At 44.5% G+C, this 26326-nt stretch carries 25 protein-coding genes; 15 read left to right on the top strand and 10 right to left on the bottom strand.

Going from position 1 to position 26326, the window contains the following annotated elements; genetic code table 11:
* Window positions 1-192 (top strand): FAD-dependent oxidoreductase (locus VXQ92_RS13635; RefSeq protein WP_416681986.1); only part of this gene is annotated, 192 nt, incomplete at its 5' end.
* Window positions 193-445: 253 nt separating this feature from the next.
* On the opposite strand, the gene VXQ92_RS13630 is transcribed toward VXQ92_RS13635, so the two are convergent.
* From VXQ92_RS13630 to VXQ92_RS13620, 3 genes are all read right to left on the bottom strand, one after another.
* Complete coding sequence (locus tag VXQ92_RS13630; RefSeq protein WP_064096602.1) at window positions 446-700, bottom strand: YfhL family 4Fe-4S dicluster ferredoxin; 255 nt, start codon at window positions 698-700, stop codon at window positions 446-448.
* A gap of 2 nt (window positions 701-702) precedes the next feature.
* Entirely contained in the window at window positions 703-2112 is a 1410-nt protein-coding gene (gene yegQ / locus VXQ92_RS13625) for a tRNA 5-hydroxyuridine modification protein YegQ (RefSeq protein WP_064096603.1), read from the bottom strand.
* Window positions 2113-2244: 132 nt separating this feature from the next.
* Window positions 2245-2655, bottom strand: coding sequence for a Cd(II)/Pb(II)-responsive transcriptional regulator (locus VXQ92_RS13620; RefSeq protein WP_064096604.1), 411 nt, complete (start codon window positions 2653-2655; stop codon window positions 2245-2247).
* 85 nt (window positions 2656-2740) lie between these two features.
* Here VXQ92_RS13620 and VXQ92_RS13615 point away from each other — a divergent pair, with 85 nt between their 5' ends.
* The gene (locus tag VXQ92_RS13615) at window positions 2741-3367 is read left to right on the top strand and encodes a cation transporter (RefSeq protein WP_064096605.1); all 627 of its coding nucleotides are present in this window, start codon (window positions 2741-2743) and stop codon (window positions 3365-3367) included.
* 50 nt (window positions 3368-3417) lie between these two features.
* Here VXQ92_RS13615 and VXQ92_RS13610 read toward each other — a convergent pair whose 3' ends face one another.
* Window positions 3418-4197, bottom strand: coding sequence for a ferredoxin--NADP reductase (locus tag VXQ92_RS13610; RefSeq protein ID WP_064096606.1), 780 nt, complete (start codon window positions 4195-4197; stop codon window positions 3418-3420).
* 105 nt (window positions 4198-4302) lie between these two features.
* Between VXQ92_RS13610 and tsaA the strand changes: the two genes are divergently transcribed.
* Window positions 4303-5025, top strand: a complete 723-nt coding sequence (gene tsaA, locus VXQ92_RS13605) for a tRNA (N6-threonylcarbamoyladenosine(37)-N6)-methyltransferase TrmO (protein ID WP_416682133.1) — start codon at window positions 4303-4305, stop codon at window positions 5023-5025.
* A 1-nt stretch (window position 5026) separates the two neighbouring features.
* Here tsaA and VXQ92_RS13600 read toward each other — a convergent pair whose 3' ends face one another.
* On the bottom strand, window positions 5027-6280 hold the full coding sequence (locus VXQ92_RS13600) for an MgtC/SapB family protein (RefSeq protein ID WP_191731021.1): 1254 nt from the start codon (window positions 6278-6280) through the stop codon (window positions 5027-5029).
* 211 nt (window positions 6281-6491) lie between these two features.
* Between VXQ92_RS13600 and VXQ92_RS13595 the strand changes: the two genes are divergently transcribed.
* From VXQ92_RS13595 to VXQ92_RS13580, 4 genes are all read left to right on the top strand, one after another.
* Complete coding sequence (locus VXQ92_RS13595) at window positions 6492-8249, top strand: GspE/PulE family protein (protein ID WP_064096608.1); 1758 nt, start codon at window positions 6492-6494, stop codon at window positions 8247-8249.
* Window positions 8250-8344: 95 nt separating this feature from the next.
* The gene (locus tag VXQ92_RS13590) at window positions 8345-8710 is read left to right on the top strand and encodes a NirD/YgiW/YdeI family stress tolerance protein (protein WP_064096609.1); all 366 of its coding nucleotides are present in this window, start codon (window positions 8345-8347) and stop codon (window positions 8708-8710) included.
* A gap of 135 nt (window positions 8711-8845) precedes the next feature.
* Window positions 8846-9511, top strand: coding sequence for a response regulator transcription factor (locus VXQ92_RS13585; protein WP_416682125.1), 666 nt, complete (start codon window positions 8846-8848; stop codon window positions 9509-9511).
* Between the two features lie 4 nt (window positions 9512-9515).
* Window positions 9516-10847 (top strand): ATP-binding protein, encoded by a 1332-nt coding sequence (locus tag VXQ92_RS13580; protein ID WP_416682123.1) that lies wholly within the window; start codon window positions 9516-9518, stop codon window positions 10845-10847.
* A 76-nt stretch (window positions 10848-10923) separates the two neighbouring features.
* Here VXQ92_RS13580 and hemP read toward each other — a convergent pair whose 3' ends face one another.
* Entirely contained in the window at window positions 10924-11094 is a 171-nt protein-coding gene (gene hemP / locus VXQ92_RS13575; RefSeq protein WP_004645578.1) for a hemin uptake protein HemP, read from the bottom strand.
* 138 nt (window positions 11095-11232) lie between these two features.
* Between hemP and VXQ92_RS13570 the strand changes: the two genes are divergently transcribed.
* Entirely contained in the window at window positions 11233-12132 is a 900-nt protein-coding gene (locus tag VXQ92_RS13570) for an NUDIX domain-containing protein (RefSeq protein ID WP_416682121.1), read from the top strand.
* Window positions 12133-12188: 56 nt separating this feature from the next.
* Here the strand turns inward: VXQ92_RS13570 and VXQ92_RS13565 are convergent, their stop codons facing one another.
* Both VXQ92_RS13565 and mrcB read right to left on the bottom strand, forming a co-directional pair.
* Window positions 12189-12734, bottom strand: coding sequence for a tetratricopeptide repeat protein (locus VXQ92_RS13565; protein WP_416682120.1), 546 nt, complete (start codon window positions 12732-12734; stop codon window positions 12189-12191).
* A 14-nt stretch (window positions 12735-12748) separates the two neighbouring features.
* Window positions 12749-15139 (bottom strand): penicillin-binding protein 1B, encoded by a 2391-nt coding sequence (gene mrcB, locus VXQ92_RS13560; protein WP_416682118.1) that lies wholly within the window; start codon window positions 15137-15139, stop codon window positions 12749-12751.
* A gap of 192 nt (window positions 15140-15331) precedes the next feature.
* Here mrcB and VXQ92_RS13555 point away from each other — a divergent pair, with 192 nt between their 5' ends.
* Both VXQ92_RS13555 and VXQ92_RS13550 read left to right on the top strand, forming a co-directional pair.
* The gene (locus tag VXQ92_RS13555) at window positions 15332-16270 is read left to right on the top strand and encodes an NAD(+) kinase (protein WP_416682117.1); all 939 of its coding nucleotides are present in this window, start codon (window positions 15332-15334) and stop codon (window positions 16268-16270) included.
* 2 nt (window positions 16271-16272) lie between these two features.
* The gene (locus VXQ92_RS13550; protein WP_004784238.1) at window positions 16273-16545 is read left to right on the top strand and encodes a YeaC family protein; all 273 of its coding nucleotides are present in this window, start codon (window positions 16273-16275) and stop codon (window positions 16543-16545) included.
* 59 nt (window positions 16546-16604) lie between these two features.
* Here the strand turns inward: VXQ92_RS13550 and VXQ92_RS13545 are convergent, their stop codons facing one another.
* A complete protein-coding gene (locus VXQ92_RS13545; RefSeq protein WP_416682116.1) occupies window positions 16605-17606 on the bottom strand; it encodes a glycosyl transferase family protein in 1002 nt (333 codons plus the stop codon).
* 414 nt (window positions 17607-18020) lie between these two features.
* Here VXQ92_RS13545 and VXQ92_RS13540 point away from each other — a divergent pair, with 414 nt between their 5' ends.
* Window positions 18021-19364 (top strand): dicarboxylate/amino acid:cation symporter, encoded by a 1344-nt coding sequence (locus tag VXQ92_RS13540; RefSeq protein ID WP_064096617.1) that lies wholly within the window; start codon window positions 18021-18023, stop codon window positions 19362-19364.
* A gap of 168 nt (window positions 19365-19532) precedes the next feature.
* Window positions 19533-20675, top strand: coding sequence for an acyl-CoA dehydrogenase family protein (locus VXQ92_RS13535; RefSeq protein WP_416682114.1), 1143 nt, complete (start codon window positions 19533-19535; stop codon window positions 20673-20675).
* Between the two features lie 80 nt (window positions 20676-20755).
* Here the strand turns inward: VXQ92_RS13535 and VXQ92_RS13530 are convergent, their stop codons facing one another.
* Entirely contained in the window at window positions 20756-21274 is a 519-nt protein-coding gene (locus VXQ92_RS13530) for a DJ-1/PfpI family protein (RefSeq protein WP_064101842.1), read from the bottom strand.
* Window positions 21275-21760: 486 nt separating this feature from the next.
* On the opposite strand from VXQ92_RS13530, the gene pheA reads away from it, so the two are divergent.
* The 3 genes from pheA (at window position 21761) to VXQ92_RS13515 (ending at window position 26278) form a co-directional block, all read left to right on the top strand.
* Entirely contained in the window at window positions 21761-22870 is a 1110-nt protein-coding gene (pheA, locus tag VXQ92_RS13525) for a prephenate dehydratase (protein WP_064096620.1), read from the top strand.
* A 66-nt stretch (window positions 22871-22936) separates the two neighbouring features.
* Window positions 22937-24028: a histidinol-phosphate transaminase gene (gene hisC, locus VXQ92_RS13520; protein ID WP_416682113.1), complete on the top strand. Its 1092-nt coding sequence runs from the start codon at window positions 22937-22939 to the stop codon at window positions 24026-24028.
* 3 nt (window positions 24029-24031) lie between these two features.
* Window positions 24032-26278 (top strand): bifunctional prephenate dehydrogenase/3-phosphoshikimate 1-carboxyvinyltransferase, encoded by a 2247-nt coding sequence (locus VXQ92_RS13515; protein WP_064101844.1) that lies wholly within the window; start codon window positions 24032-24034, stop codon window positions 26276-26278.
* Window positions 26279-26326 lie beyond the last annotated feature (48 nt).

Raw genomic sequence — 26326 nt, 5'->3', positions numbered from 1 at the left:
AAAGAGACCCCGGTTGAGCTGAGCAGTCGTGGCGAGATTGTGATTAACGATCGCAACGAAACCAATGTGAAAGGTGTGTTTGCTGCAGGTGACTGTACCACTGTGCCATACAAGCAGATCATCATTGCGACTGGTGAAGGTGCGAAAGCCTCGCTGTCTGCATTTGATTACATCATCCGTTCAGGACAGTAAAAAAAGAGCACCTGGAATCCCCAAATTCCAGGTGCTTTATCTCAAAGAGTTATTATTATTTTCGCTTTATAGGAACTCAGGATGCTAACACCAGAGTTCCTTTTTTTACTTCTTGTTAGATCAGCCAAAAGCGTCCCCAATCGCTTTTAGCCGTTCCTTTTCTCCACACTTTTTTTGTTTTCAACCCTTATTTTTCTGCTTTCCCCAAGGTTGTTTTTAGAATCACGAATAAATCAATTGTTTTACTTTTTGTTTAAGCTTCAAACAGCTTCAAGCTCTTAAACTTCTCCAGTAATTGTTCCTGTGTTTCACGATGCTCCGGATGAGGAATAATGCATTCAATCGGGCAGACATCTACACAGGTCTGATGTTCATAAAAACCGACGCATTCCGTACAACGTTTTACGTCAATTTCATAGAACTTTTCACCCTCGTAAATCGCTTCATTCGGGCATTCCGGTAAACACATATCGCAATTGATGCATTTGTCGGTAATCAGCAGTGCCATATTTAACCCGCCTGATAAGCCAGTGAAGATGCCGAAATATCCGCACTCGAACTTGGCAGATTACGGATGAGCAGGGCATATTGCATATCTACATCTGCTGGGGCCGGAATCTCGACGATATGACCTGAGCCTTTGGCATCTTCAATCAGATTACCTTTTTTGTCTTTCATTTCCGTTAAAGTAAAGGTGATATTGCCTCTAGTCGTCATCAGTTCCAGTGAATCACCGAGGACAAAACGGTTTTTCACATCAATCTTGATGTAGTCTCCATTACGTTCTAACACTTCACCACAGAACTGCTGATGATCGAAACTGGATGAACCATTCTCATAGTTTTGATATTCGCTATGCACATGACGGCGCAGGAAACCTTCGGTATAACCACGATTCGCCAGACCTTCAAGCTGGGTCATCAAGGATGGATCAAACGGCTTACCAGCAAGGGCATCATCAATTGCTTTACGATAAATCTGGGCAGTACGCGCACAGTAGAAATAGGACTTGGTCCGGCCTTCAATTTTTAAGGAATGTACACCAATTTTGGTAAGACGTTCGACATGCTGAACCGCGCGCAGATCTTTGGAATTCATGAAATAAGTGCCGTGTTCATCTTCTTCTGCGGCAAACATGTCTTCTTCATTGCGCTGTAACAGCACTGGCTCGTTGAATTGGTGTTGTGCCTGCATATGTGCTTCGTCGGCATCTTTGGAGCAGCAGCCTGAATCCAGATTTTTCACTGGAATCACATCACCGGTTTCATCTTCCTTGGCATCCAGCACTTTATATTCCCAACGGCAGGCATTGGTGCAGGCACCCTGATTGGCATCACGTTTGTTCATATAGCCAGACAGCATGCAACGGCCAGAATAGGCCATGCACAGTGCGCCATGAACAAAGACTTCAATCTCCATATCCGGCACTTGCTGTTTGATTTCTGCAATTTCTTCAATCGACAGTTCACGTGACAGAATGACACGGGTCAATCCCATGTTCTTCCAGAATTTGACGGTTGCCCAGTTCACGGCATTGGCCTGTACCGACAGGTGAATATCCATATGCGGGAAATGTTCACGGACCAGCATAATCAGACCGGGATCGGACATGATCAGTGCATCCGGCTGCATGTCAACCACAGGAGCTAAGTCACGAATGAAATTTTTCAGCTTGGAGTTATGTGGCTGAATATTGACGACCACGTAGAATTTTTTGCCTAATTCATGGGCTTCTTTAATACCAATCGCGAGATTTTCATGGTCAAATTCATTATTACGAACCCGCAGGCTATAACGCGGCTGGCCTGCATAGACTGCGTCTGCACCATAAGCAAAGGCATAGCGCATATTTTTTAATGAGCCTGCAGGTGAGAGAAGTTCGGTAACGTGAGAAATGCTCATGATCAAATTGAAAGACATAAAAAAAGTACGGCTTTATTCTAACCATCTAAAATCAGGATTCAACCTAGTAAATAACTCGGAATTGGAGTAATTCAACTAAATTTCAAGTTAAAAATGAAGCACTCATAAAGTTAAGAATTCCAGAAAGTTTTATGTATTTTCAAGCGATTCTAAAGTTTTTAAAATCTGGCAATGATCGATTGTGGTGGGCGTATTGCAGCTGTCACGAAGCAGCATCAGCTGTTGCTCAAATATTTGTAATTCTTTAATTTTATTTGAAATTTCCAGAAGATGCCGATCAATCATCTGATTGACTTCACAGCAGTCCTGTTCAGGGTTCTGCTCCAGTTTAATCAGATGTTCGATTTCTTTTAAAGACATGCCTAGGGTACGGCAACGTTTGATAAAAATTAAACGTTTCAAGGCTTCTTCAGCATAATAACGATACTGATTACTTGCTCGAAAATTCGGCTGTATCAAACCTTTTTTCTCGTAAAAGCGAATGCTGTCGGTACTTAAACCGGTCTTAGTCGCGATTTCTGAAATGAGATAATGTGACATAAACACCTCAGGCTTGACCTTGGAGTTACTCCATAGTTTCTAATGACTATAGCGTATTTTATATAGAAAATTCTCGGAGAATCATATGGCTTGTAGTTGTAGTCATGAACCTGCACCATCCACGCCCAATAGCAAATTCAGAACCGCCTTATGGATTGCATTATTCATTAATTTGACCTTGTTCATTGTAGAACTAGTGGGTGGTGCTTATGCGCATTCATCCGCATTATGGGCAGATGCGCTAGATTTTTTTGGAGATGCAGTAAATTATGGGATTTCACTGGCTGTATTAGGGGCAAGCCTGTATTGGCGCGCAACAGTTGCCCTGATTAAAGGATTGACCATGGCTGTATTTGGCTTGGTGGTGATCGGAAAAGTCATCTACGCTTTTATACAAGGTATACCGCCTGAAGCGCTGACTATGGGAGTTATTGGTGTGCTGGCCTTAATTGCTAACGTGATTACAGCAGTAATTTTATATGCTTTTCGAGATGGGGATGCCAATATGAAATCGGTCTGGCTCTGTAGCCGAAATGATGCGATCGGAAATGCTGCCGTGATTTTGGCGGCTGTCGGGGTGTTTGGGACGGGTAGTATGTTGCCAGATATTATTGTGGCGATAATTATGGCAGGCTTGGGGTTGACGGCCGGATACCAAGTGGTTAAGCAGGCATTCATAGAGCGAACATCTTCGAAGCAGGTTCAAATTTAAGACAATAAAAAACCGGACTTTAATGCCCGGTTTTTTAATGACATTGAATCTTATTTTTCAACGAACGCACGTTCAATCACGTAGTCGCCTAGAACGCCCATACGTGGAGATTCTTTCAGGCCATGTTGATCAAGAAGTGCAGCAACATCGTCAAGGAAGGCTGGGCTACCACATAACATGGCACGGTCAGTTTCCGGATTGAAACGTGGCAGACCGATTTTTTCAAACAGTTCACCGGTTTCAATCGCAGTCGTGACCCGACCTTGATTTGGATATTCTTCACGAGTTACGGTTGGGTAATAGATCAGTTTTTCTTTTGCGCCAAGTTCCGAGAAGAACTCATGATTTGGCACTTCATTCAGGATTAAATCTTGATAAGCCAGTTCTGAAATAAAACGCGTACCGTGAACCACGATAATTTTTTCAAAACGTTCGTAAGTTTCAGGATCGCGAATAGTGGACAAAAATGGCGCAAGTCCTGTACCTGAAGAAAGAAGATACAGGTTTTTGCCTGGATTCAGGTCATCCAGTACCAATGTGCCTGTCGGTTTTTTGGAAATCAAAATCTCATCGCCGACTTTAACTTTCTGTAAAATCGAAGTCAGTGGACCATCAGGCACTTTAATTGAGAAAAACTCTAACTCTTCTTCGTAGTTGGCGCTTGCAATTGAGTATGCGCGCATTAACGGCTTGCCATTGACTTCAAGGCCGATCATTACAAACTGACCGTTTTTAAAACGCAAAGCAGGATCACGAGTCGTTTTAAAAGAGAATAAAGTATCATTCCAGTGGTGGACGTGAGTAATCTTTTCGACGTTAAAAGCAGCCATTAAAGGTCTCAATAAGTTATCAAATTAGAACAGCTTGCTATTCTAATCTAAATTCATTCTCGATAAACTGAATATATTTAATTGAGCTTATCAAAAAAAGTGATGATGACTGAACTGACGCTACCGATTATTGGCTATATGCGTTCTCCCTACAAAGAAAAATTTGGTATCCCGCGCCAGCCCAATCTGGTTCAGGTCGAAAGTTATATTGAAATGGCCGGACCCTATAATGATCTGCTCGCCTTTGAGGGAATTGAAGAATTCAGCCATCTCTGGTTAGTCTGGCAATTTCATGACAATAAAAACCAACACGAGAGCAGCCAGTTTCGTCCACAGGTTCGTCCGCCACGTTTGGGCGGCAACAAGAAAATAGGCGTATTTGCTACGCGCAGTATGTATCGTCCCTCACCAATTGGCCTTTCAGTCGTTAAACTCAAAGAAGTTAGTAAGGTGGGCAAGCATGTCCGGGTATATGTCACAGGGAGTGACTTACTCGATGGCACACCCATTGTAGATATCAAACCTTATATTCAATATTCGGATGCGATTGTTGAAGCGCAAAGTGGTTATGCGCAGGATGAGCCTGAGCGTAAAGCCGTCATCTGGAGTGAAGAGGCGGAGCAGCAAAAACTGCATTTACTGAAATGCGGGAAAATCTCATCACAGGGTATTCAGGAGCTGGAAGCGGTTTTATCTCTAGATCCAAGGCCAGCCTATCAGGATGATAAGGAACGGATTTATGGGATGAAGTTTGCTACGGTAGATACCCATTTCAAAGTTCATACTCAGCAAGTGATAATTACTGCTATTCATCACGCTCCCTCCTGATTTATAGACTCCACCACACTAGTCCAATCAATACTGCCATTTGAATAAGCTGGACTGGGGCAAAATACAGGGCAAATTTAAATCCACCAGTCAGGGCAGCATTTACTGATTTGGCCACTGCATGGGCACCCAGACCTAATAATAGGGCATAAATAAGATGGGTGTTGGAAGGATCTCCCTGAATCACCACACCTGCCATTGCGGCATGAACCTCAAATAATGAAGCAAGCAAGGTGCCGGCCAATAAGCCGGCATTGCCAAGCCACAATTCCAGCGCATAAATTCCGGCCTGAATCAGGGTTAAAGTCACTGCAATAATGACAGCTTCTTTTAGGCTGAACATCGGGCTGTCCGCAGATTCGAGCTCTTGGACCGGTTTGGCCTTGCGCAATAATAGAAATGCGCAGGCGACCAGAATAACCATGCCCACAACGGAAGGAAGGAGCAAGAGTTTAAGCCAGGCCCAAGACACACCTCCAACGACAATAAGCAGCAAGACCAGGGTGGAGACACATGACATCAGTGCAGCCCCGGCATTTGGCTGCGCATCCATTTCACCTTTGCGTACCTGCAGGCCTAATTGGGCAATGGTCGCAGTACTGGAAACAAAGCCTGAGGCCAGTGAAGAGAGCATCAGGGCATTTTTAGTGGATAAAAAACGTTTCGCAATATGGGCTAAAGCTTGCACGACTAAAATCAGGGTCAGTAATTTCAAGATAACATAGGGGTTAAGAACTTCTCCCCATAATGGACGGTCAGGGGTAAGCGGCAAACCGATCAGTATAAGTGCAAGTAGTAACAGTCCATCCCTGAATTCAGCCTCTTTAATCCATTTTCCCGCAAAATCATGCATGGAGTGCTTGGCCATCAAAATAATGGTTAACAAGACGGCCAGTCCCGCAGACAGCGGAATATTCCAAAGACACATTGCCCCTATAAAATAAGTCATGAGGAAGGCGAGTTCTGTAGTAATGCCCGGGTCTTCAGGCTGATTACGAAGGGAAAAAATGACTATCCCTCCAATAATAAGCGCACCAGCCAGCCCGATGACCATGCCGAATAAAAAACAGAGTGCGCCCAGCAGAGCACTGAGCGCAAAGGAGCGTAATCCTGCAAAACTGGGGTGGCTTTCGCGCTGTTTATGACGTTCTCGTTCCAGGCCTATAAGCAGGCCACAGCCAAGTGCGGCAGCCAAGAGGGTTATAAGGTCCTGGAAAGAGCTGATGCTATTAAGGGGCACTGCGCTAAAATCCATATTCGGCCTCAGCGATTTAAGACGGACTGGTTAAAATATAGAAGATAAACTCCAACTTAAACAAGCAGGAAATGGTTATGTTCCGAAACAATGTGATGGTTTTGGCATTGCATGAAGAAATAGGAACATAGTGGATCGGCCAGTGTAGATAGAGCCTGCGAAAAACTGCAAAAAGTTGTTATAGTGGAGTCAAGTTTGGGGACTGATAATAATGAAATTTGACTTTGAAATTGATACAGCCTGGTGTTTAGAGCAACTTTTTAAAGACGGTAAAATCAGTGAACGCGACCGAATGCTGGTACAGACGACGCATCGGCAACGTGAACAATTAAAATGGCATCCTTTGCAGTGGATCGCCAATTTTCATCTGGTCGATCAATCCCATCCTCAAACGACACTCACCCTGAACCGTTTATGTCAATGGCTGGCAGAAAAAACCGGCTTGATGTTCTATATCATTGATCCACTCAAAGCTGATGTGCAGGCATTGACCAATGTCATGTCACAGGAATATGCATTACGTAACCGTATTCTGGCAGTAGAAATTCAGGCAGACAAAGTTCTGATCGCTACAGATCAGCCTTATAAAACTGAATGGATGTCGAATCTTCAGCAGAATATTGCACCGAAGAAAATTGAACGGGTACTGCTTAATCCGGAACAGCTCCAGCGTTATATGGTTGAGTATTATCAGGTCAGCCGTGCAGTGAGTGGATCGCAGAAATCCTCTGCCTATGACCGGGAAAATAAGGGCGTCGAAGCCTTGCTGCAACTGGGCGATTCCCAGAATCCGGACGCCAATGACCAGCATATTGTCAAACTGGTGGACTGGGTGCTGCAATTTGCCTTTGAGCAGGGCGCCAGTGATATTCACATGGAACCGCGTAAAGATACGGGCAAGATCCGTTTCCGGATTGATGGCGTACTGCATACGATTTACAACATGCCGGCCAATACCCTGACCGCGGTCATTTCCCGGATCAAGATTCTGGGCCGGATGAATGTGGCAGAAAAACGTAAACCGCAGGATGGCCGACTAAAAACCCGCACGCCGAAAGGACAGGAAACTGAACTACGTTTATCGACCTTGCCGACGGCCTTTGGTGAAAAACTGGTCATGCGTATTTTCGATCCGGAAGTACTGGTCAGAAGCTTTCAGCAACTCGGTTTTGAAGGTCATCTGCTCAACGACTGGAACAATCTGACCAGCCACAGTCATGGCATTATTCTGGTAACGGGCCCGACCGGTTCCGGTAAAACTACTACGCTTTATTCAACCCTGAAGCAGCTGGCGACGGAACAGGTTAACGTTTGTACCATTGAAGATCCGATCGAGATGCTGGAACCCAGCTTTAACCAGATGCAGGTCAATAATGGTATTGATCTCGGTTTTGCTGATGGCGTGCGTGCGCTGATGCGTCAAGATCCGGACATTATCATGGTCGGGGAGATCCGTGATCAGGATACTGCCAATATGGCGATTCAGGCGGCATTGACCGGTCACCTGGTTCTATCGACTTTACATACCAATGATGCACCGTCGAGTCTGACCCGTCTGCATGATCTGGGGGTGCAACCTTTTCTGACGGCCGCGACTATACTCGGGGTTTTGGCCCAGCGTCTGGTACGTCAGCTGTGTCCACACTGCAAACAGGAAAGTTTCCTGAACGAGCAGGAGTGGCAACATCTAGCCACGGATTATCCTTTACCTCGGCCAGAATTTGTCTTTAAGGCGGTAGGCTGTGAAGAATGCCGGCATACCGGCTATAAAGGCCGTATCGGGATTTATGAGTTTATGCCGCTGAGTCTGACCACCAAACAGTTGATTGGTGCCAATGCTAACCTGAACGAGCTGCGTCAGCAGGCCAAAAAAGAAGGGGTAGAGCCGCTCAGAATTGCCGGCGCGCGCAAGATTCTGGAAGGTGTCACTACGCTTGAAGAAGTCCTGAGAGTGGTACCCTTAAATTAATTTTAAAAATGAGGCAATCTTAAGATTCAATTCATCTTTGGCTGTTTTAATAGCATCATCGAAACAAGGGCAGAACTTTAAAAGAGGTGATTGCGATGAAAATGATGATAAATACAGTTTTGGCAGCTGCATTGATGGGTTCTATTGCAACTGCTGCAGTAGCAAGTAGCGAAACAGTTGTGAATCAGGCCGCTTTTGCCAAATCGACTACGGTCAAACAGGCACTTGCGATGAAAGATGACAGCAAAGTCCAGCTCAAAGGTTATATCGTAAAAGCAGTCGGGGATGAAAAATACCAGTTCCGTGACAGCACAGGTACTATAACTGTTGAAATTGATGATGAACTTTGGCAAGGTAAACCGATTTCAGCCAAAACCCCGGTAGTGATTACAGGTGAAATTGATATTGACTATAAACCGGCAAAACGTGTTGAAATTGATGTTGAACAGGTTCGCTTTTAATCTCGACTAAGTTACCAAAATTAATCTGAACACAGCAACAAAAAGCCACATGCAAGTTACCAAAAAGCATGTGGCTTTTTTGAGTCTGGTGCTTTTTCAGGGCAAGATAGAATAAATAAGCAGAGGGAGCACAGCATGCGTATTCTTTTGGCAGAGGATGATCAGTCTCAGGCAGAAAGTATCCAGACCTGGCTGGAAATGGATGGTTATGTAGTTGATCGGGTTGAGCGTGGTGATCATGCTATTCTGGCGATTGAGCAGCATCAGTACGATTGTATTTTGCTGGACCGTGGTCTGCCGAATGCAACAGGTGACGATATTCTAAAAAATTTGCGTAGCCAACAGCGAGATACCCCGGTAATTTTTATCACTGCCAAAGACAGTATCAATGACCGGGTTCAAGGCCTTGATTTGGGGGCCAATGATTATCTGGTCAAGCCTTTTAGCCTGGAAGAGCTTTCCGCACGGGTACGAGCCCAGCTCAGACTGAAACAGCAAACACCGAATCATATTCTGCACTGGCAGGATCTCAGTCTGGACACTCAGGCCAAAACCCTGACCAAAGCGGGACAAGCGATCAATCTGACTGCGAAGGAATTTCAGATTCTATACAAGTTGATGCAGCAGCCTGAACATATTGTCACGCGTGAGCAGCTGGAAGAATCGCTGTATGCCTGGGGAGATGAAATTGAAAGTAATGCCATTGAAGTATTTATCTATCAGCTGCGTAAAAAAATTGGCAGTCAGATGATTAAAACCATTCGCGGTCTGGGCTATCGCATGCATAAAGCTGAGGCCTAAGCTCATGTCGGCTCCAATTTCCTTGCAAACTAGGTTAATTAAACATGCGCTGTTCAGTTCCATATTGGCTGGAGTATTGGCCTGGCTGTTGTTATTGGGGATTGCCAGTTATCAGGCCAATCAGTTGCATGATGAATTAATGGAACAGATTTCTGAGCTGTTACTCGGTGATGTCACCCAAGCCAAAGACACCCAGGTTGATGAGCTCAGCGAAGAGTTTGATATCCAATATATTCTGTTACTTGATCAGCAGGTACTGACTACTTCTGTTAATCATGAGCTAATTAATGCCATTCCCGTGACACATAAGAATGGCTTTCAGTTTGCTTATGAAAATGGCCGTTTTATCCGTATCCTGAATGAAGAAGAGAACGGTTTACAGGTAAAAATCGTACAGCCGCTTGCAGTACGCTTCAATGAGCTTTGGCAAACCACACTCGGTTTTGCCGGAATTTTATTTATTTTATGGCTCATGCAATGGCTGATTCTAAGGGTCTCGGTCAAACGCCAGTTGCGGCCATTAAACAAGATTTCGCGTGCCATTGGTTCTAAAACTGCCCAGGATCTCAGTCCGATCAAAATGCCTGATCCTGAAATCACTGAGCTGCAACCGATTGTACGCCAGCTAAATGCCATGCTCGGCCGGCTGAAGAAATCATTGGCTGCTGAACAGCGTTTTACTGCAGATGCTTCACATGAGCTGCGTTCGCCACTGTCTGCCATTCAAATGCGTCTACAGGTTTTAAAACGAAAATATCAAGATGATGCTCAGCTCCCCCAGGCATTGCAGTTGATCCAGAATGATGTCAATCGTGGTACGCAGGTGCTGGAAAACTTACTTTTACTGGCGCGACTTGATCCGGAGCGAACCGGGCAATTACCCATGCAGGCGGTCAATCTTAAAAATCTGGTTCAGGAGGCTTTACAGGCCTTACAGCCTTTTGCACAGGAAAAGGACATTCACTGGAACCTCAACCTTGAAGATGTCGTTATTGAAGCGAATCCAGAGCTGATGTTTAGCTGTATTCGCAATCTGGTCGACAATGCCATTCGTTATACGCCGTCACAGGGACGGGTTGTGATTAGAATGGTTAAAACACCGCATCCACAGTTACTGATCGAAAACTCAGGAGAGGGAATTGCTGCCGATGTACTGGAACGTTTGGGTGAACGTTTTTATCGGGCGTTAGGAACACGCACTCAGGGTTCAGGTTTAGGCCTATCGATTTGCCAGAAAATTATGGCACTGCATGCAGCCAAAATTGATTATGCGCCATCGGACTTGGGCGGACTTAAAGTGTCATTGAATTTTAAGCCTGAAAGTGAAATTTCATGATGGGCAAAATAAAAAAGCAGTATGCGCTGATTCATACTGCTGCTTCCCACGTTTGTTATTATTAGAACTGATTTAATTATTTGGTCAGAATGAGACGGTTGTTGCGGGTCAGACGCAAACGATATTCTTCGCCAGCATGCATGATCCGGATTTCACGACCCAGTGCAAACAGATTGTTGGAGTGCAGCATTGGCAAGGCATGATGAGTATCATTGTTACGGGTAAATAGGCTAAATGGGGCGTTCATTCCGTCGACTCCGTGGTGTGTTTTGGATTGATTTAAATGATAATCATTATCGAATAGGTCTGTCAACGAAATATTGAGCAATTTATAAAAAACTCTAATTTGCTTACAATCTGTAAAACTTTACCGGTTCTGTACATCATGACTAAAGCTACGATTCATGTCGCAATTGCTCTTTTATTTTATCAAAATCAAGTTCTAGTCGGCTGGCGTGAAGCCAGGCAGCATCAGGGCAATAAATATGAATTTCCAGGCGGAAAAGTTGAAAAGGGTGAATTACCAGTCGAAGCCTGCCGACGCGAAGTGATGGAAGAGGTCGGTATTGATATTGAACGCTGGCATGTCTCTGATTTTATCTCCCATGAATATGAAGATCTCATCGTCAATTTGCATATTTTTCATGCTTCAGTGCAGCCTGCGCAACTGGCTGAAATTAAACAGCCCTGGCGCTGGTATCATCGGGAAGAGCTTGGACAGCTGAATTTTCCGAAAGCCAATCACTCTATGATTCAAAAGCTGCAATGGCCGCAGCGGATCAAGATTTCTGAAGATCTGAATATCTTATCAAATCTGGATACAGACCAAATGCTGTATTGGCGCGTAGACCTAACGTCTGAACGGATCATGCAATTAGCACAATGTCCGGTAGATCAACTCTCCAAGTTAATTGTTAACCAGCAGCTTTGGTCACACTTGAATGAATTGCAGCAGCAAACGATTCGCACGATCCATCTGAAACAAACCCAATTGATGGAATTGAAACAAGGCGACTTGAAATCTGGTTATCGTTACTTGGCAGCTTGCCACGACCTGAGCGCTTTGATACATGCAGAACAGATCGGGTGTGAAGCTGCACTCCTCAGTCCGGTACTGGCGACCGAGACGCATCCGGACACCCCTGCACTAGGCTGGGAGCGATTCGAGCAAATGGCAGAGCAGGTACAGATTCCGGTTTTTGCTTTAGGTGGATTAAGAGCGGAAGACCTACATTATGCAAAACGCCAGCATGCCTATGGCATTGCCGGCATTCGTTATGTGTAAATGCTGTATTTGAATGTAAGCTTTCTTTTGGTAAGTCAATTTCTATAAAAATGGCTTTAAAGCTTTTTTAATGCCTGCTGGGCTTGTTGAATCGATTTGGCATTTTTTTGCTGCTGTGCAGATTTGAGACGAACTTGCCAGAGCTGCTTTTTCATGGCACTGGACTGGGCATAACTCAGGCCGCGTAAGGCAAAGGCATCCGCTCGTGCTGGCTGATTTTTACGATTGGCAATCATCCCCAAATACAAATACGTTTCGGATGCCTGAGGAGCCAGTCGCTGTGCCTGAGTTGCAGACGCTTCCGCTTGATCGTACTGCTGCTTGCTGTATGCCTGTTGGGTTTGCAGCATCAGACTCTTGAATGCCGGCAAATTACGCCCATCATCAAACTTTTGGCTTTTCTGCTTTTGCTCAGGAATTACAATCTTCTGACGTTTGATCTCAGGACGCTCATAAGGCGTAATCACTACACCGTCTGGTGTAGGTGTTTTAGGCTTTTCCGTTGCAGGCTTGGCAGGGCTTGCTGGCTTTTCAGGCTCTACTATGGTTTGGCAGCCCACCAGACTGAGGATGAGCAAACCAGGGAGGATTTTTTTAAACATATACATGGACTCAATTATTGGCTATAACTTCCACTGGCGATAATACGTGTTTCGCTTTCAAGATCACGTTCTATTTCTGTTTCACTTTCTTGTATATAGCGATTCATGTCATCCTGTTCTGCATCAGATGCTGGAGGTTCTGAGTTAATATCATAAGGCTCAGTCGCATAATGCGAGATTCCGCAGGGAGTTGCCTGACTTGGTAGGGCATGCCGCGAAATCGGGATGTACATGGCACCTTCACAACCTTGCGCAGACAATAAACCCGTATAACGATCCAGCCAGTGCCATTGTATTTCATTCGGCTGTGGCAGATTCACCGGTTTCTGACGTAACTGTTTCATGACATTGGTCCAAACCGGCAAAGCACCTGAAGAACCGGTTAATCCAGTGACTTTATTGTTATCCAGCCCCAGCCAGACCACAGTCATATAATTTCCCGAATATCCAGCAAACCATGAGTCTCGACTATCATTGGTCGTACCGGATTTTCCGGCAAGATTCAGAGTCCGTGGCAAGCTGTTATACGCTGCACGACCTGTACCACTCGCCATAACCTGCTGCAAGCCATAATTCAGGGCATAAGCGGCAGCCGGATCAATGGTTGGCTGTACACTCAGACTATAACGATCGAGAGATCGGCCATTGGCATCGACCACAGAACGGATGGCTTTCACTGGATATCTAAAGCCGCCTGTAGCAAAATTCCCATAGATATTCATAACTTCCATAGGCGACATATCCACTGCACCCAGATAGATAGATGGATAGGAAGGTATGTTTGAAGTCACGCCAAATTGTTTGAGATGATTAATAAAAGTCGACAGGCCAAATTCCTGACCTAAACGAACGGTCGACAGGTTATAGGATTGGGAGAGCGCCTGAATCATCGGCACCATGCCATGTCCGCGCCCGCTATAATTTTTGGGTGTCCAGGTTTTTCCGTCACTCTTGATACTGATTTCACTGTCTTCGATCGGACTGGCCCAGTTGTAGCGATTAGACTCCAGTGCAGTCAGAAAAATGACCGGTTTCAATAGCGAGCCGACCTGACGCTTGGCATCTACTGTACGGTTAAAGCCAGTAAAATCTTGGGTAGAACCCACAGCGGCTACCAGTTCTCCATTTTCCGGATGTGCTACCAATACCGCACCCTGTAAATCTTTCAGGCGTCCTGGATTGGATTTACTTAAGCGTGCCACGGTATCTTTAAAACTTTCTTGAATTCGGGTTTGGGCTAAAGGATCTAAAGTGGTAAATATTCGCAGACCCTGATTGGTTAAATCGGTTTCCTGATAGTCGGTACGTAACTGACGGCGAACGATATCCAGGAAATCCGGAAAACGCGCTGGACCTAAAGTCGGTTTTGAAATGACATTAAGAGGGCGGGCTTTTTCTGTTTCATACTGATCCTCTGTCAGATACCCCATGACCAGCATGTTATGTAGGACCACATCACGACGTTTTTTGGCAATTTCCGGATTACGCCACGGGTTATACAGGCTTGGACCCTGAACCAGACCTACTAGAAAGGCCTGTTGGGAAATATTCAGTTCACGTAGCGGCAGGCCAAAATAGAACTGTGAGGCCAGACCATAACCATTAATGGAATAGTTACCATTTTGGCCCAGATTCACTTCGTTTAAATAGGCTTCCAGAATTTCATCTTTGTCATAATGCAATTCAATCAGCATTGCCATAAGGGCTTCATTAACCTTACGCTTTAAAGTACGTTCAGGGGTTAAATAGAAATTTTTGACTAGCTGCTGGGTCAGAGTTGAACCGCCCTGACGTTTACCGCCGGTAATGTTGCTGACCACTGCGCGCGCAATCCCGCGAGGAGATACGCCATAATGATGGTAAAAATTACGGTCTTCAGTGGCAATTAAGGCGTCAATTAAAGGCTTAGGAACCCGGTTAAGTTTAATTAGCACGCGGTCTTCATTATGCTGCGGGTAAATACCGCCAATCAATAGAGGTTCCAGACGGGCAATGCCGCTAGAAGAAGGCTTGGTCGCACTTACTTCAGCAATCTGATCGCCACTAAAACTGACTTTTAATACCTGTTCAGGTTCAACCCGATCACCAAAATCAAAGCCACGGGTATGTACATACAGGGTATTGCCAGTGCTGACAAAGCTGCCAGATTTGGTATAACTATCTGAATTTTTATAACCTAATAATTTGAGTTCTTGCTGGAAATCCTGCTGACTGACGGGGGCATTGACATACACTTCCATCGGGCGTGCGAAAACCTTGGCTGGAATGTCCCAGCGTTGACCTTCAAATTTTTCACGCACGATATTATCTAATCTAATCAAATAGATGCTAAATGCTACAAATGCAGAAATGACTAGAATGGAGAAGATTAAGGCAATTAACCCCATACCTCGTTCAGATTTCATAAATGATAATAAGACCCTGTGAAATTGTGCTAATCATGCGAAGCTTTTCGTTATTTTGCAATATTTAATCAAATATTGAGATTAAAATTAAAATTAAACTTCACATTTTCTCCTTAATTTCAGTCTATTTCAAATTAAATCCTAGACAGCTTTATCATGTTATAAATTGTCATCCTATTCATGCTTAATGATATGATAAGCAGGATTCGAAGCGGAGCGACGACACTGGTGCAAATTTCCCACAAGACATTTCGAAATATCGGGTTAATCGGACGCCCGGATAAATCTTCAGTGGTTGAAACCTTATGCCTGATTCATGATCATCTGCTCAATTTAGGTCTACATCCTGTTTTTGATGCCGCTACAGCTGAACTGGTACCTTATCAAAATACCCAGACTGTCAGCCGGGCCTTGCTGGGCGAAGTAGTTGATCTGGTAATTGTGGTAGGTGGGGATGGTTCACTGTTACATGCAGCGCGGGCATTGGTAAAATACAATACGCCAGTGATCGGGGTGAACCGTGGTCGTTTGGGCTTCCTGACCGATATCAAGCCAACTGAAGTCATCTTTAAACTAGATCAGGTATTAAAAGGTGATTTTCAGGCAGAACGCCGTTTCCTGCTGGAAATGGAAGTTCGCTCCAAAGGTGAAATCATCTATGATGCGATTGCCCTGAATGATGTGGTCTTGCACTCCGGTAAATCGGTACACATGATTGATTTCGAGCTGAATATTGATGGACAATATGTCTATCGCCAGCATAGTGACGGTCTGATTGTATCTACACCGACCGGTTCAACAGCCTATGCGCTTTCCGGTGGTGGGCCGATTGTGCATCCAAGTATGGATGCAATTGTGCTGGTGCCGATGCATCCGCATACCTTGTCTTCACGTCCGATTGTGGTCGGAGGGCATAGTGAAATTAAACTGATGATTCGTGAAAATCGCGTACTGCCGATGGTGAGTGCGGATGGACAACACAGTGTGTCTTTGAATGTTGGCGATAGCGTCCATATTCGTAAGCATCCCTTTAAACTGAATCTTCTGCATCCGCCAGGTTATGACTTCTATAATGCATGTCGAACCAAACTGGGCTGGAATCAGGACTTCGACTATCTTAAGCAGGATTAAATATGAATATTGAACAAATGCTTGCCGTACTCAATCCTGAGATTGTAGAACGCTTAAGAACAGCCATTGAAATTGGCAAGTGGCCAAATGGTGTAGCACTGACTCAGGAGCAGCGTCAGACCTGTATGCAGGCTGTCTATGCCTGGGAAATGAAAAACCTGCCAGAAACCGAACGTAGCGGTTATATCGATCGTGGCACTAAAGAAGAAGGCGAACAATGTGATGATGATCATCACAAAAATGAGCCGGAATTTAAACCGATCCGTTTCGTTTAATCGAAACCGAAAAAAAGACCACAGATGTGGTCTTTTTTAATGTCTGTTTTTTGGTTTGATCAAACTGAAAGACGGCTATTCCAGAGTTCTCTGGCTTTTTGCATCGCCGCTTCATAGCTGTCATATTCGCCCATGGTATACAGTGCAATGCCCATAGTTTCAACCACTGCGATTTCCCCATATTCATGTGAGCGTTGACCTTCCCATACTTGCTTAAACACAGCTAGATCCAGCTCTTCTTCAATCGGACTACGGTTGTCAGTCAGTTTTGGTAATTCGTGCTCATAAAGTTCGCCATTCTTAATTCCACAGATTAAAGTTTTGGCATCCGGGTTACGTTCGAACTCACCACCTTCACCTTTAATGACTGCACTATTTTGATAGCCTAACTTGTAAGCGGACTGCTGATGTGAACTACGATAAGCAGGGTGGAAAATGGCTTGTAAAGTCGCTTTGGCATTAAATGGATTAATCAGGCGTGCCAGCGTGTGAATTGGAGAGCGCAGTCCCATGACATTTCGCAGTCCAATCAGCTCAGACAGAATCGGAGAAATTACCTCTAAAGGTAGATAGGCGAAGTGTCTTTCTTCAAGCTGCTGCTCAACTTCCACATCATTCTGGCAGATTGGATAGCCTAAGTAAGTCAGCACCTGTTCGGTGTAAACACGGTTCATGGTATGGCCTGAAGCACCGTGCATAACAATCTTATAGCCCTGCTTGGCCAGAGTAAGGGCAGACAGAATAAACCATGGGTAATGTTTACGTTTTCCAGCATAAGAGGACCAGTCCAGATCGACCTCCAGTGCTTTGAAGTTAAGCTGATCACGGGTTGCCTGAACAAAACCTGCTAATTCATCGACGGATTCTTCCTTGACCCGTAATAACATCAGAAAAGCACCAAGCTGTACATCCAATACTTGATTGTTCAGGATCATGCTAAAAGCCTGATAAGCTTCTTCATAGCTTAAGGAGCGTGCACCATTTTTTCCCTTGCCAATAATACGAATAAACTGGGCAAAAGGATGTTCGGTATCTTTATAAATATTTCGCTTTGTGTTCATACAGATAGATCAGTCATATTCATCAAGTATTGGCATATTTTACGCTGATATTGGTATTTCACCTTCTTATTTTGCAGAATTATTATAGTTTTATAAGACTATAGTATAAGGGATATTGCCTATTATTTAGTCAAAATTAACATTTCGGGTTAAACAAAAGTCTAAAAAGCAGTTAAAATTTCCCGTGATTATTTGTGTTTGCTTCATCTCCTGATCAATGCACTGACTTCTTTTTGAAGAGCAGGGTTGCTGTGATTGTTAAACGTACATACACATTCTATTTTTAGTATCAGATTAATTCTTGATACATAGGCACTTTTTTGTTTCAGACAATCAAGTATTGGACGCTTATTTTCTTAAATAAGTAAAAACTGAATATTGCTTCTTTTTAGAAGTATATCGCGAAGTAAGGTTATGGCTAAAAAACCAATTTATAAGTCGCTTTATTTTCAAGTGATTGTAGCCATTATTGCGGGTATCCTGGTCGGACATTTCTCGCCAAGTGGTACACAAATTATTAATGGTGCAGAACAATATGTTCCGGGTCTAGGTGAGCAGCTAAAGCCACTTGGTGATGCATTTATCCGTTTAATCAAAATGATCATCGCCCCTGTAATTTTCTGTACTGTGGTCAGTGGTATCGCAGGCATGGAGAGCATGAAATCAGTCGGTAAAACTGGTGGTGTGGCTCTACTTTACTTTGAAATCGTTTCAACGATTGCTTTGGTGATTGGTCTGCTGGTTATTAACATCGTAAAGCCAGGTGTTGGCATGAACGTTGATCCAGCCAGTCTGGATACTGCGGGAATCTCGAAGTATGTAACTTCAGGCGAGTCGCAGTCTACCCTTGATTTCCTGATGAATATTATTCCGAATACGGTAGTGGGAGCTTTCGCTGAAGGTGAAATCCTGCAAGTGCTTTTATTCGCGATCCTGTTCGGTTTTGCGCTGCATAAATTGGGTGCACAAGGGAAGCCGGTACTTAAACTGATTGACCAGATTTCACATGTGTTCTTTAACATCGTGAATATGATCATGAAACTTGCTCCAATTGGTGCATTTGGTGCCATGGCATTCACGATTGGTAAATATGGGATTGGATCACTGGCGCAGTTGGCTCAACTGATCATCTGTTTCTATATCACATGTTTGCTGTTTATTTTCATTGTTTTGGGTTCAATTGCACGTTTCACAGGTTTTAGCATCATGAAAATGATTCGCCTGATTCGTGAAGAGTTACTGATTGTACTCGGTACGTCCTCCTCTGAGTCGGTACTGCCTCGTATGTTGAAGAAACTGGAGCTTGCGGGTGCTGAAAAATCAGTGGTTGGCCTGGTGATTCCAACAGGTTATTCATTTAACCTGGATGGTACGTCAATTTACCTGACCATGGCAGCGATCTTTATTGCACAAGCCACCAATACACAGCTTGATTTATCTCACCAGATTACCTTGCTTCTAGTATTGTTAATTTCTTCTAAAGGTGCAGCAGGTGTCACCGGTTCGGGCTTTATTGTGATGGCGGCAACTCTGGCAGCTGTAGGAAATATTCCTGTTGCGGGCCTGGCCTTGATTCTGGGTATTGACCGTTTCATGTCTGAAGCGCGTGCTTTAACTAACCTGGTCGGTAACTCTTTGGCTACTTTAGTTGTGGCGAAATGGGTTGGTCAGTTAGATATGGATAAGCTCAACTATGCATTAGCAAATCCAGCTGAAATTGATGAAAAAATGGCGCAAGAAGGCAATAACGCTCACTAAGTTAGAGTGAGTCTTTAAGGTCTTAAAAAAGGAAGCTTCGGCTTCCTTTTTGTTTTTTTATCTGACTGTGAAGTTAGCAAAAAAACCCATCAGGCACATGACAGTAGCTATAAAAATAGTTAGCCTGTGGACAGGAAATAAAATGATAAACACCATAAGGATACAAGAATGCTGGCTTACGATGCTGACCTGGAACTTTTCCGCGACAATTTCAAACGCTTTATGAACGAACATGTAGCGCCTTACTATGAACAGTGGGAGCGTGAGGGCATGATGCCGCGTTCAGTCTGGAATGTGCTGGGTGAAAATGGATTCTTGTGTGTCGATGTGCCAGAAGAATATGGTGGCTATGGTGTGCCGACGCATTACTCCCTGATGCTGATTGAAGAGTCGGCACGAGCAGGCTATAGCGCAATTTCAACCGGTTTGTCTTGCCATTCAGATATTGCTGCACCGTATATTCTGCATATCGGGACTGAAGAACAGAAAAAATACTGGTTGCCAAAAATGGTTTCAGGCGAAGTAGTGGGTGCGATTGGCATGACCGAGCCGGGCGCAGGCTCAGATTTGCAGGCCATGCGTACTAATGCCATCTTGCAGGATGATCATTATTTGCTGAATGGTTCCAAAACCTTTATTTCTAATGGCCAGCATGCCGATCTGGTAGTTTTGGCAGTGAAGACTGATCCGCAAGCCCGTGCCAAAGGTGTGTCTTTAATGCTGGTCGATACGCATCTGGAAGGCTTTAAAAAGGGTCAAAATCTGGACAAAATTGGACTGCATTCTCAGGACACTTCTGAGCTGTTCTTTGATAATGTCAAAGTGCCTAAAGAGCAGTTGCTGGGGCAAGCAGGTCAGGGCTTTGCTTATCTGATGCAAGAACTACCACGCGAACGCACAGCTATTGCTGCGACAGCTTTGGGTGCGATTCGTGGTTCTATCGATGTAACGACGCAATATGTGAAAGAGCGCCAGGCTTTTGGTCAGGCGATTGGACAGTTCCAGAATACCCGTTTTGTTCTGGCACAGGCCAAAATTGATGAACTGGCAACAGCAGCTTTTTATAATCAGAATGTCGAGCTGTATATGCAGGATAAACTGGACGTAGAAACTGCAGCCGCTTTGAAGAGCTTTTCGACCGATATGCAGATGAAAATTGCTGACAATTTGCTCCAGCTCTTTGGTGGTTATGGCTATATGACCGAATATCCGATTTCACGTTTCTTTGTGGATGCACGAATCCAGCGGATTTATGGCGGCACCAATGAAATCATGAAGGAAATCGTGGCACGGGGGCTGCTGGGGCGTTAACTGCTCAAGTACTAAAAAGAGTCCTGAAGGGCTCTTTTTTACGCGAGAAATAATCCAAATGGTAAATGTTCTTTTAATTTTTATGATTTTAAGACATTCAAACATTCATTAATAAAAATAGGTAAATCATTGGGCAGGCGTGATGAAATCAACTGATTATTGTCATTTACCAGCTCGACATCATAGTAAGTGCCACCGGCATGCCGTACACGGCTAGCATGCGCGCGAATACTGGTAATAATTCGATTTTTCAGTACATCTGCTTCGCACAGGAGTAAAGAGGCATCACATAAACTAAAGATGGTTTTTTTGGCCTGATTAAAGGCTTGGATAAATTGCAGCACCCGGAGATCGGTAGATAAAGAAACTGCAGATTCACCGCCAGGAATCAGTAAGGCATCAAAATCATCAATACTGATTTGTTCGATGCCGCGGTCAATTGTCACACTTGACTGACCATGCAGGCCGTAGACTATTTTTCCTGCATTGAGCTCAATGTTGCAGATGCTATGCTGTGCTGCCAGCAAGGCTGCAACAGGTTCAAGATATTCCTGGTCTTCAAAATTATTCGTTACAAGTACAGCTATTCTTTTTGGCATGACTGACACCCAAACGTGTGTTTTAAATTAGACTATCTACGATTGGTTAAAAAATCGTCTCCGCTTTGTAATCAAGTGGTGGTGGAATGTAAAAATATTAGCTAAGTCAAAGATAAACCTAGAAAAATGAGGTTGGATAGAGTGCATTTTATTGTGAAATCTATATAAGATATCATTCTCTTAAAAGCTAAGGTCATATCGCAATTATTTTAATTTTCTTATGCTTAAAACCGTTATCTAGATTAAGAAATAGTGATATTTCATCTTGATAAAAATCAGTTAAGATGAGCATGCAAAGTTTACAATTTGATAATGTAAATTCGGTGGAAATAGTGAAAGAAATGTTACCAGATATGACTAAAGTGATGAACGGTTAAAATCAACTCCTTATTTTTAAGAATTAATCTACTAAAGTTATATTGTGTAACATTTACAGCACACTATTGTTATACTGCACAGATAAGGTTTATACAGGGCGACATCACGATGATCAACGACGATCAAAACACAACGGCTTCTTTAGATTTGGCTAAAATTCGTGAAGATATCGATTCAGTTGATCAGCAGATCCAGCAGTTGATTAACCGTCGCGCGCGTTTGGCCGAGGCAGTCGCAAAAGCGAAATTTGCTTCTGAAGAAAATCCGCTGTTTTACCGTCCGGAACGTGAAGCACAAGTCCTGCGCAATGTTATGGAGCGCAATGAGGGGCCATTGTCGGATACCACCATGGCACGTCTGTTTCGCGAAATCATGTCAGCATGTTTAGCGCTTGAAGCACCACAAAGTATTGCTTTCCTTGGACCTATTGGTACCTACACACACTCGGCAGTACTCAAACACTTTGGTCATGATGCCGTGGTTCGTCCATTACCCACCATTGATGAAGTGTTTCGTGAAGTAGAGGCGGGCAGTGCACATTATGGTCTGGTACCGGTTGAAAACTCGTCTGAAGGTGTGGTGAACCATACTTTGGACTGTTTCAAAACCTCGCATCTGAATGTCATTGGTGAAGTTGAATTACCGATTCATCACCAGTTCCTGATCTCGGAAAATACCCGTAAAGACAGTATCAAGCAGATTTATGCACATCAGCAAACTCTGGCACAATGCCGTAAATGGCTAGATGCCCATTATCCAGGGGTAGAGCGTGTTGCACTCAGCTCAAATGCCGAAGCTGCACGACGTATTCAGAATGAGTGGCACTCTGCCGCAATTGCCTCTGAAATTGCTGCGAACATCTACAATCTTGAGATCATGCACAGCAATATCGAGGACAATCCGGAAAACACCACACGTTTTCTGGTGATTGGTCGTGAAAAAGTACCACAAAGCGGTAATGACAAAACTTCACTGCTGGTATCAGCACATGACCGTGCTGGTGCATTGCTAGAAATTCTGGCGCCATTTGCCAAACACAACATTAGTCTTACCAGTATTGAAACCCGTCCTGCACTTCCTGAAAAATGGGCTTATGTGTTCTTCATTGATCTTGAAGGTCATATTGAACAGGAGCATGTGAGAGCAGCGATTGAAGAAATTCGCCCGCTCGTGAAAGAAGTTCGCGTGCTTGGTTCATATCCTGCAGCTGTTTTATAAAAGCAGCCTTTCGTGATCAGTGCGAGGGTGCTGATCGCTGTTTCATCTGTAAATCGGAAGTATAAAATGTCGTTTGTCCCAGCCAATCCAGGCATCTCTAAATTAAGACCATATCAACCAGGTAAACCGATCAGTGAACTTGAGCGTGAGTTGGGCATCACTGATATCGTGAAACTGGCTTCAAATGAAAACCCGTTGGGCTGTTCAGATAAAGTCAAGGAAGCAGTTGCTGCCGAACTGGCGGAAATTGGCCGTTATCCTGACGGTGGTGGTTTTATTCTGAAAGACCAGATCAAGGCTCAGTTTGGTTTTAATCATGACCAGATTACTTTGGGCAATGGTTCAAATGACTTGCTGGAAATGTTTGCCCGCGCATTCGTTTCTGAAAAAGATTCCGTGATTTACAGCCAGCATGCATTCGCTGTATATGCATTGGTAACGCAAGCAATCCATGCCGAAGCGATTGAAGTACCAGCAAAAGGCTTCTCGCATGACCTGGAAGCCATGGCTGCAGCAATAAAAGACAATACCAAGCTGATCTTCATTGCCAATCCGAATAATCCGACAGGCACCTGGTTCGAAGAAGCTGAATTTGAAGCTTTCATGCAGAAAGTATCGGCCAATGTCATCGTGGTGCTGGATGAAGCTTATGTGGAATATTTCCCAGAAAACTTCAATAGCCTGAAATTCCTGAAGCAGTATCCAAACCTGATTGTCAGCCGTACATTATCTAAGTGTTATGGTCTGGCTGCACTGCGCGTTGGCTTCGCATTGTCGTCTGTTGAAGTAACGGATTACCTGAACCGTATCCGTCAGCCATTTAATGTTAACCATTTAGCAATGGTAGCTGCAGTTGCTGCGCTGAAAGATGAAGCATTCATCGAGAAATCTCGTGAAGTGAACAAGGCAGGTATGGCACAGCTTGAAGCGGGCTTTAAAGCTCTGGGTCTGAACTATGTACCATCCCGTGCCAACTTTATTCTGGTCGATGTACAGGCTGATCCAGCAGAAACATTTAACAAATTGCTGAAAGAAGGCGTAATTGTTCGTCCAGTGGGTATTCCGAACCATCTGCGCGTATCAATTGGTACTGAAGCTGAAAATGCCAAATTCCTTGCTGCACTTGGCAAAGTACTCGGCTTAGAGGCGAAAGCTTAAGTTATGTCGCAGCCACTGTTTGAAAAAGTTGCCTTCATCGGACTTGGGCTGATTGGTTCAAGTCTGGCACGTGTGATTAAGGCCGAGCATTTAGCCAATGACATCGTGGCATCGACACGCTCACAAAAAACGCTGGAAGATGCCAAAGCCTTGGGATTAATTTCCCAAGGTTATGCAGATCCTGTGGAGGCGGTCAAAGGTGCGGATCTGATTGTCCTGGCTTTGCCGGTACGTGCCACGCAAAAGGTATTGGAAACCATCAAGCCACATCTGGCTGAAGGTACTATTATTACGGATGTCGGTAGTACCAAAGGTAATGTGGTGGATGCAGCCAAGGCTGTATTTGGTGAAGCATTACCAGCAGGTTTTGTACCTGGACATCCGATTGCGGGTGCCGAGCATACCGGGGTGCATGCTGGTAAGGTCGATCTGTTCGCCAATCACAAGGTGATTTTGACACCATTACCGACCAGTGCAGCATGGGCAGTCGATAAACTGATTCAACTGTGGCAGGCAGCAAAAGCGGAAGTGATCTGTATGGATGTAGAAAAGCACGATGAAGTGCTGGCCCATACCAGTCATCTTCCGCACTTGATGGCGTTTAACCTGGTCGAACAACTGGCCAAGCGCGAAGACAATCTAGATATTTTTCGTTATGCTGCCGGTGGCTTTCGTGACTTTTCGCGTATTGCGGCCAGTGATCCACAAATGTGGCATGACATCTTTTTTGCCAACAAAAAAGCAATTCTCAATGCCGTGGATGGCTTTGAGGCCCAGCTGGCAATTATCCGCAAGCTGATTGAAGATGAAGATTCCCAAGCATTGATGGGCTTACTGGGACATGCACAGGCAGCACGCCAGCATTTCAACCATATGCTCGCCAAGAAACCTTTCATGGAGAAAAATAACGTGACACAACAATTTACCATTCAGCCGGGTGCCAAGAAATTCCAGGGCAAATTTACCGTGCCAGGTGACAAATCTGTGTCACACCGTTCCATCATGTTTGGTGCGATTGCTGAAGGCACTACGCATGTCACCGGTTTCCTTGAAGGTGAAGATGCTTTAGCGACTCTGCAAGCTTTCCGTGATATGGGGGTGAGTATTGAAGGTCCTAAAAATGGTGAAGTGACCATTCACGGTGTAGGTATGCATGGCCTGAAAGCACCACAATCTGCGCTATATATGGGTAACTCGGGCACTTCGATGCGTTTGCTGTCTGGCATGCTGGCAGCGCAGAAATTTGACTCAGTCATGACCGGTGATGCTTCATTGTCCAAGCGTCCCATGGAACGGATTGCTAAGCCTTTACGTGAAATGGGTGCACAGATTCAGACTACGGGTGAACGCGGTACGCCACCGGTATCGATTACTGGAAATCAAAACCTGAAAGGAATCCAGTACGATTTGCCAATGGCTTCTGCCCAGGTGAAATCAGGTATTCTGCTGGCAGGTCTTTGGGCTGAGGGTGAAACTTCGGTAACTGAGCCTGAACCCACCCGTGACCATACTGAACGTATGCTGCGTGCTTTTGGTTATGACGTGAAAACTGAAGGTAACCGTATTTCACTGCAAGGTGGCGGTAAGTTAGTCGGTACCAATATTCAGGTTCCATCTGATATTTCATCTGCTGCTTTCTTTATGGTTGGGGCTGCGATTACCGAAAACTCGGATGTGACTTTAGAAGCTGTAGGTATCAACCCCACCCGTACCGGTGTGATCGAAATCCTGAAACAGATGGGTGCGGATATTACGGTTGAAAACGAGCGTATTGCAGGTGGTGAACCGATTGCAGATATCCGTATTCGCGGTACACGTACCTTAAAAGGCATTCATATGCCGGAAGATCAGGTGCCATTGGCGATTGATGAATTCCCGGCACTGTTCATTGCCGCTGCATGTGCCGAAGGTCAAACGATTCTGACCGGTGCTGCAGAACTGCGTGTCAAAGAATCTGACCGGATTCAGGTGATGGCTGATGGCCTGAAAACCATGGGCATTGATTGTACACCAACAGAAGATGGCATCATCATTGAAGGTAAAGGTAAAGCAGGTGACTGGTCACCAATCTTTAGCGGTGGTGAAATCGAGTCACATCATGATCACCGAATTGCCATGAGTTTCTCAATCGCAGGCTTACGTAATTCTGAAGAAATTCGTATTGTGGGAACGGAAACAGTAGCGACCAGCTTTCCAACCTTTACTGAACTGACTTCACAGGCCGGCCTGACGATTGAAGTCACAGAATAATTCTTAAATTTATGTGAAACAGCCAAGCTTTTGCTTGGCTGTTTTGTT

The sequence above is a fragment of the Acinetobacter sp. 228 genome, assembly GCF_048147885.1.
The sequence above is the reverse complement of the archived record's forward strand: the minus strand, read 5'-3'. Positions and strand labels throughout refer to the sequence as shown.